This window comes from Geitlerinema sp. CS-897 (assembly GCF_028368005.1).
In the GTDB taxonomy this organism is placed as follows: domain Bacteria; phylum Cyanobacteriota; class Cyanobacteriia; order Cyanobacteriales; family Geitlerinemataceae; genus Baaleninema; species Baaleninema simplex.
The window spans coordinates 1-7,113 of the sequence record NZ_JAQNCQ010000245.1 but is presented as its reverse complement, the minus strand read 5'-3'; the positions used below and the strand labels follow the sequence as shown (position 1 = coordinate 7,113).

The window sequence follows — 7,113 nt, the reverse complement described above, 5'->3', positions numbered from 1 at the left end:
ACTTCATAATTTTGTCGAGAAATATTATTGTAACTTATAAAGTGGACGAGTTAAGTCAATTCAGATTTATACCTTGAGCAAGACGGCTTCTTGTTCATTTTCCACCCCCAGCTTTTGATAACTTTTTCAGCAAACCCTAACTAACTCATGGATTCTTGTAATCTAAAAGTACTGTAAAACGGCGATCCCAACTACGGAAGGCGTTCACAACTCAAATGATTTTGCCATATATTCAAACCCTTATTATCTCAGCGTCAGTTCAGGTTAAGGAGAGCTTGAGTATACCGACGCGCTGAAACAATCTAATTTCAACGTAATCTCATTGCACGACGAACTTATAGCAATCCTAGATGGGTCGTGGAAAGATCGCCCTATCTAGGATTGTTATAACTAAATCAAGAATTCACAAATAATTTAGAACTACTATATTTAGCTTTTTTAGAATAAGATTTGGGCAATTTTAAGATACACCCAATTAACTTTATCTTAAGGGAACCTCGAAAAATTGATTTTGGCTTAAACTCCAACGGCTGAACCCCCTTGGAGTCTCGTTACTGATTCTCGATAGTCGAGTCTGTTTCTCAATAATTTTGAATTAATCGAGATGCCCTATAGTAACCCTAAATCAGTTGTGTAATAAAATCGGGAGCAAAAGGGAATCGGGAACAGAAAATCGAATTTTTTCTGGTGTTTTAATTTTTGACGACTCATTTAGGACTGCTATATCTCGATCGCTGCGATCGCATTGTAAACCGTGTAGTGACGTACTCCCGACGCCGACCGCTAAGCGGTACGGCGCGGGCTTCTCCTCCCGTTACCTGAAACGCGATCTAGGAAAGCCCCATCGAGAAATTCCTCACAAGGTTCAGCCAACAGACGCCAACTGCATCTCGAGATTTTGCGTCGTGTCGATTTCCACAACTCTCGAGAGTTCGTCTTCCGTAAACCCCTCCGCTTTCGCCTGTTGACTGGCGAGTAAATTGGCGGTGGCGTCGGCGATATCTCCCGTTCGGCGATCGAGTCGATCGCGCAACACGGACATCGGTGCGGTACAGTGGAGAATCTGCACCGGAATCGAAGCGGCTTCGGCGCGATCGCACGCCATCTTTCGCCACTCTCGGCGATCGTACTTCGCGTCTAAAATAACCGTCCATCCCAACTTCGCCAACATCGCCCCCAACTCCGCCAGGCGATCGTAAGTGCGGCGACTCATCTCGAACGTATAAATCTCGTCGCTTCCCCGTTCGTCTAGGGGAATTCCCGCTAAATGTTTGCGAACCGCGTCCGATCGCACTTGTATCGCCCCCAAACGGCGCGCCAGTTGACGAGCTGTGGTACTTTTCCCCGAACCCGACAACCCCGACATCACGAACATTTTCCCCGAATGCGATCGCGTGTACTCCCACGCCAACCGATAATACTCAGACGCCGTTTTCGCCGCTTTCGCTTTCTCCTCCTCCGATACCGCCTCGTCATCGAGGAGAAACGACGTCACTTTCGCTCGCACGTAAGCCTGACGGCTCAGATATAACGGTAACACTCGCAAGCCATCCCAGTCGCCCGTGCGTTCGATGTAAGTGTTGAGAAACGCGTTTCCGAGATCTCGCCTTCCCCTGGCTTCGCAATCCATCACCGTAAACGCCACGTCGTACATAACATCGACGAAGCGAAAGGGTTTGTTGAACTCGATGCAGTCAAACAGTAAGATGCGATCGCCATCGAGGGCGATGTTGCGAAGGTGTAAGTCGCCGTGACACTCGCGAATCTTGCGCTGGCGAACCCGCGACTCGAACCAATCCCGATGGCGATCGAACGTGCGATCGGTGTAAGCTTTGGTTTCGTCGAACTGTTGCTGGGTCTGAACTCGCCCGATATAGTTTTCCGTATAGCGATAGTTGTCGTCGATGGCTTCGCGAATTTGTTCGACGGTTCCGAATTCGAGAATTTCCTCGTTAATCGGAGCGTTGGCGTGGTAATCTGCGACGATGCGCCCCAACTGTTCCATTAAGCGTTCTGTGAGTTCCCCGCGATCGAGCAAATCTACAAACAGACAGTTCGGGGGAAACTGCTTCATCTTCAACGCATATTCGACAATGTCATCGTCACTTCCCGGTGCGTCTCCCAAAAGGAAGCGATCGCCCTTTTGAACGATTGGAAGTACGTCTAAATAGATTCCCGGCGCACCCCGTCGGTTCATCCGAAGTTCCTCGCGACAAAAATGTCGGCGTTTCTCCAGCGTCGAGTAATCGAGAAAGCCGAAATCGACAGGTTTCTTGAGTTTGTAGACGAACTCTCCCGTCAGCAACACGAAGGAGACGTGGGTTTGAATCAGTTCGATCGCCTGCGTTACCGGATGGGGGTAAAACTCCGGTTTTAGCATTTGCTGGACGAGAGGAGGGAGAGAGGCTGACATAGTTGTTGATGGAGAGGGAGCAAGGGAGCTTTTTCAGTGAAGAGGAAAGAGAGAAGAGTGAAGAGTGGGGAGTTCTCATCATCTCATCATCTCATCATCTCATCATCTCATCATCACTGATGACTGGTGACTGGTGACTGTTTTCATCTCCTCACCTCCAGATTCGCGATACACTGACGATCGCACGGTATCTTCACGTTATTTTCTATGGGTAACTTCCAAAAGTTAAAAGCGATCGCACAAGTCGCGGCGATCGTCGTGTTGTCTTGGCTGTGGACGCCAACCGCCTTCGCCTTGGTTCCCGTCGAACTCTCCGATCTCTCTTATCACGAATGTCCGCCAGCCCTCTCGGAAGGGGCGGTAGTGAGCGGTTCGATGCAAGCAGCGAACTGTTTTATCGTCACGGGAAAGGCGGAAAATAAATCGGGAAAACCCGTCGTCAACGCCGATATTTTCGGACGCATCTACGACGCCAACCATAACAACGTTTTCCCCAATCGCACGCGACTCGGGGCGATCGATGAGGTTCCCCCCGGCGTCAGTGATTTTGAGTTACAGATTACAGTCGCCGCAAACCAACCGCTCCCCCTTCAATTCGAGCAGTTTAAAGCTTCTGGCTTTACGGGGCGCGTTCGCCGTTAATTCAATTGTTTTGATTTTTTTGTTCGACCTTCATCTGGCTTCGGTCGATGGGGGTTGACCCGTCCCGTTTTCGGCGCTAGAATATAATTCTAGTTATATGGCGTATTTCGCTCATACACTTGATTTTTTAATCATTAACAATACTCATAAAAATCCAACTAAAAAGAAGAGGCGGAACCGAGCCGCCGCCTCGATCGAACCGGAAAAACTTCTCAACCTGAATTAAAGCGCCGATTAAACCAACTGCATCAAGACAGAAGGAACCAGGGATTGAACCACTTGAAGCAGTAAGATAGCGATGATCGGGGAAAAGTCCAAACCGCCCAAGGGAGGAATAATCGATCGAAACAGATTGAGGTAAGGATCGGTTAATTGAGAGAGAATCGAGAACGGCGGATCGTACCAGTTGACGTTGGGAAACCAGCTCAACAGAATCCGAATAATCAGCAGAGCAAAATAAATATTTAAGAACGTAACCAACGTTTGCGTCAGCAACAGAACGATCGAAGACATAATCTTAAAGGTTGAACTCGTGTCTGGACAGGGTGAAGTTCGCAATTCACTTTATCCAGTGTACTCGATCGCCACTCAAGTAAGAGGTTCGGTTCACCCACCGCCACCGGCGAGCAACCGCTAACGTTCTTCGAGTTGTGACGGTTCGCGATCGCCTCTGGCATTGCCGTTGACAACGTGAAGTTGTTCGCGCACGTCGTCGATGGTTTCGTTGAGTTGCGCGATTTTATCTTCGAGGGTACGTCGAGCCGACTCCATACCCTCACTTCCCGCCAGACGTTCCCCCCGCGTTCCCTCTGCGGGAAGGGTGCGGCGATCGTCGTCGTTTAACGTTGTATTCGAGGATTGGCGAGACGCCAGCAACGCCCCAACGACACCGCCGATAACGCCACCAAAGACGGCTCCAGCCAAAAAACCACCTGTAAAACCACTGCGATCGCTCATGACCTTATCTCTCCAGTTCCATCTATTTCTAGAGTACCGTGTCGCGCGGGGATCGTAGCGATTCAACGGGTTGCGCCGTCAAATTGCAGTTGTCAAGTTCCAAACGTGCGATCGCCCGCATCCCCCAACCCCGGAACGATAAACCCGCGATCGTCGATCGCCGGATCGATCGTAGCCGTATACACCACCAACCCCGGATAAGCTTCGTTCAACCGCTGTAACGCAGGCGGTGCGGCGACGACAGATACCACGCGCACCCGTTCGATCGCGATTCCCCGTTGCGTCAACTGCGCCATCGTTTCCGTCATCGTTCCCCCCGTCGCCAACATCGGTTCGCTGATGACGACGTGAGTGTTATTGGGAAACCGTTCGGGGAGTTTGTTGAGATAACAGTGAGCCTCCAAAGTTTCCTCATCGCGTACCATTCCGAAGTGATACACCGACGACGCCGGAAGTACCTCTTGCATCCCGTCGAGAAGCGCCAAACCCGCCCGCAAAACGGGGACGATCGCCAAAGGAACGTCCGACCGCACCATCGTTCCCTCACAGGGAGCTAACGGCGTGTTTACCGTCACTTGCTGCACCGGGAGCCATTCCCGAATCGCTTCGTAAGTAAGCCAACGTCCCAATTCCTTCATCGCCGTGCGAAACAGCGGCGTCGGTGTCGAAGCTTCCCGCGAGAGGGTGAGCCAGTTTTGAATTAGAGGATGGGGGGGAACGTAAACGCGAAGTTTAGAAGTCTCGGACATTATTTAAGTGGAGCGTAAACGACAAAGAACGCCGAATTATTCTAACTTGCAGCCTAACGAGTCAGCGCGAGATCTCTAGTCGAACAGTACGCCAAATCGGGCGCGATCGCGGTGAGGCGGGCGACCAACACCCCAATATTGGGGTAGAATTCTTGCAGACTCACGACGAGCGATCGAGTGCGAACTTTCCCACACCCGCCACGAGTCGTTCCAGTTTCGACCCGGTTCGAATCCCATCGAACGGGAAATCTTCATCTCGAAATGACGAGTGAGTCGAATTAGTCGAATTGAGGCGTTTCAGCGAACAGTGACATATAAAGTCGGTTTACTTGGATTAGGCACAGTTGGCACGGGAACGGCAAAAATTTTAACCGCTCCAGAGGGACGCCATCCCCTCATGCGGGAATTAGAAATCGCGAAAGTGGGCGTGAGAAGCCTCGAGAAGCCCCGCGCCATTCAGTTTCCGCCCTCCGTTCTCACCACTGATTTCGACGAGATCGTCACCCATCCAGAAATCGACATCGTAGCCGAGTTGATTGGCGGCGTGGAACCCGCGCGATCGTGGATTCTCAAAGCGATCGCCCACGGAAAACACATCGTCACCGCCAACAAAGCAGTAATGTCTCGCCACGGCGACGAAATCTTCGCCGCCGCCAACGAAAAAGGCGTGTACGTGATGCTAGAGGCGGCGGTAGGCGGTGGAATTCCCGTAATTTCTCCCCTCAAACAAGCCCTCGGCGTCAACCGCATCAAGCGCGTCACGGGAATCGTCAACGGAACGACGAACTACATCCTGACGCGGATGAAGAACGAGGGAGCAGATTTCGAGGCGGTTCTCGCCGACGCGCAAAAGCTGGGATACGCCGAAGCCGATCCCACCGCCGACGTAGAGGGATTAGACGCCGCCGACAAAATCGCCATTCTGGCCTCGATCGCCTTTGGCGGACGCATTAAACTCGAAGAAGTCTTCTGTGAGGGAATTCGCCACGTCACCGCCGCCGATATCGCCTACGCGGAGAAACTGGATTTCGTCATCAAGCTGTTGGCGATCGCCCAAGAAGACGTAACCGAAGATCCCAGCACCGACACGCCGCAACAGTTAGCCTTGAAAGTCCATCCGACGCTGCTGCCGAAATCCCATCCGTTGGCCAGTGTCGATGGCGTCTTCAACGCTATTTTAGTCGAAGGAGAACCCCTCGGACAGGTGATGTTTTTCGGACCCGGTGCTGGGGAAGGAGCGACCGCCAGTGCCGTCGTTGCGGATATGATGAACATCGCGGCGATTTTGAAGACAGAAACCGAACCGATTCCCCATCCGTTGTTGAGTAGCACGCACCAACATTACTGTGCGATCGCTCCGATTGAAGAGTCGGTAAGTCGGTTTTACGTGCGGGTGTTAAGTCAGGATTCCCCCGGCGTTATCGGAAGTTTGGGAACCTGTTTCGGCGATCGCGGCGTCAGTCTCGAGTCTGTGGTTCAAACTGGGATGAGAGACAACCTCGCCGAAATCGTTCTCGTCACCCACCACGTTCGCGAGGGCAATTTCCGCGACGCACTCGACAGCATTTCCCAACTCGACGACGTGAAGGAAATTCCTGGAGTCATTCGCGTTTGGTAGGTGTTTGGTTAAAAGGAAAGTGCGAGATCGTGCGAGATCCCCGGCATCTCCAAGATGCCGGGGATCTGGAAATTCACCCGACTCTTCACGTATTTTCCTCACTGATATCCGTTCCTTCTTCCGACAATCTAAAGTCCACTCCGGCGTAAATATCGCTCGACGTCAGAGGTAAATTCAGCGAAGCCAACGTTATTACATCATCCGGTGGTATTATACAGTAATGATAAAAAAAGCTTATAGTAGTTTGCATTTATGATTTGTCCTCAATGCGGAAGTGAACATCACGTCAAAAATGGCCATACCTATTATGGAAAGCAGAGATTTAAATGCAAAGATTGTGGTCGTCAGTATGTTGAGGGATCTCAATACCAACATATTTCTCAAGAAACTTGGGAATTGGTCGTTCGCGAAGCGGAACGGAGTTCTCTCAACTTCTTTTAGAAAAAATATTCTTAGCTGGTATTTCTCGGGCTGCAAGAATTTCTATGCGACATCTTCAAGACTATGTAAATAAGAAGTTGGCACAGGTTCCTCGAAAAGTTGAAGTGATGCCAAAAAAAAGGGGAAACTGATTGTTCAAATGGATGAACTCTGGTCGTTTGTCGGTCGCAAGCCAGTCAAGCAGTGGGTTTGGCTGGCTTTAAATGCTGAGACGCGCGAAATTGTTGGTGTCTATATTGGTGCGCGAGATCGAGAAGCGGCACGAAAATTATGGGAATCTTTGCCTCCTGTTT

General features: G+C 50.8%; 7 protein-coding genes and 1 pseudogene. 4 read left to right on the top strand and 4 right to left on the bottom strand.

What is annotated here, in order from left to right; all coding sequences use genetic code 11:
- Positions 1–699: 699 nt before the first annotated feature.
- Positions 700–822 carry a hypothetical protein gene (locus POG22_RS15350; RefSeq protein WP_498906214.1) on the top strand — a complete coding sequence of 41 codons (123 nt, stop codon included), beginning with the start codon at positions 700–702 and terminating at the stop codon, positions 820–822.
- 43 nt (positions 823–865) lie between these two features.
- Here the strand turns inward: POG22_RS15350 and POG22_RS15345 are convergent, their stop codons facing one another.
- On the bottom strand, positions 866–2,413 hold the full coding sequence (locus tag POG22_RS15345) for a bifunctional aminoglycoside phosphotransferase/ATP-binding protein (protein WP_498906212.1): 1,548 nt from the start codon (positions 2,411–2,413) through the stop codon (positions 866–868).
- Between the two features lie 207 nt (positions 2,414–2,620).
- Between POG22_RS15345 and POG22_RS15340 the strand changes: the two genes are divergently transcribed.
- Positions 2,621–3,055 carry a hypothetical protein gene (locus POG22_RS15340; protein ID WP_498906210.1) on the top strand — a complete coding sequence of 145 codons (435 nt, stop codon included), beginning with the start codon at positions 2,621–2,623 and terminating at the stop codon, positions 3,053–3,055.
- A 234-nt stretch (positions 3,056–3,289) separates the two neighbouring features.
- On the opposite strand, the gene POG22_RS15335 is transcribed toward POG22_RS15340, so the two are convergent.
- The 3 genes from POG22_RS15335 to upp all read right to left on the bottom strand — a co-directional run bounded on the left by POG22_RS15335 (position 3,290) and on the right by upp (position 4,761).
- A complete protein-coding gene (locus POG22_RS15335; protein ID WP_017662674.1) occupies positions 3,290–3,568 on the bottom strand; it encodes a YggT family protein in 279 nt (92 codons plus the stop codon).
- A 120-nt stretch (positions 3,569–3,688) separates the two neighbouring features.
- On the bottom strand, positions 3,689–4,012 hold the full coding sequence (locus tag POG22_RS15330; protein ID WP_017662676.1) for a ssl2009 family thylakoid membrane protein: 324 nt from the start codon (positions 4,010–4,012) through the stop codon (positions 3,689–3,691).
- A gap of 92 nt (positions 4,013–4,104) precedes the next feature.
- Complete coding sequence (upp, locus tag POG22_RS15325; RefSeq protein WP_498906209.1) at positions 4,105–4,761, bottom strand: uracil phosphoribosyltransferase; 657 nt, start codon at positions 4,759–4,761, stop codon at positions 4,105–4,107.
- A 307-nt stretch (positions 4,762–5,068) separates the two neighbouring features.
- On the opposite strand from upp, the gene POG22_RS15320 reads away from it, so the two are divergent.
- On the top strand, positions 5,069–6,379 hold the full coding sequence (locus tag POG22_RS15320; protein WP_498906208.1) for a homoserine dehydrogenase: 1,311 nt from the start codon (positions 5,069–5,071) through the stop codon (positions 6,377–6,379).
- A gap of 252 nt (positions 6,380–6,631) precedes the next feature.
- Positions 6,632–7,113, top strand: a pseudogene (locus tag POG22_RS15315) (IS1 family transposase); the annotation flags it as partial.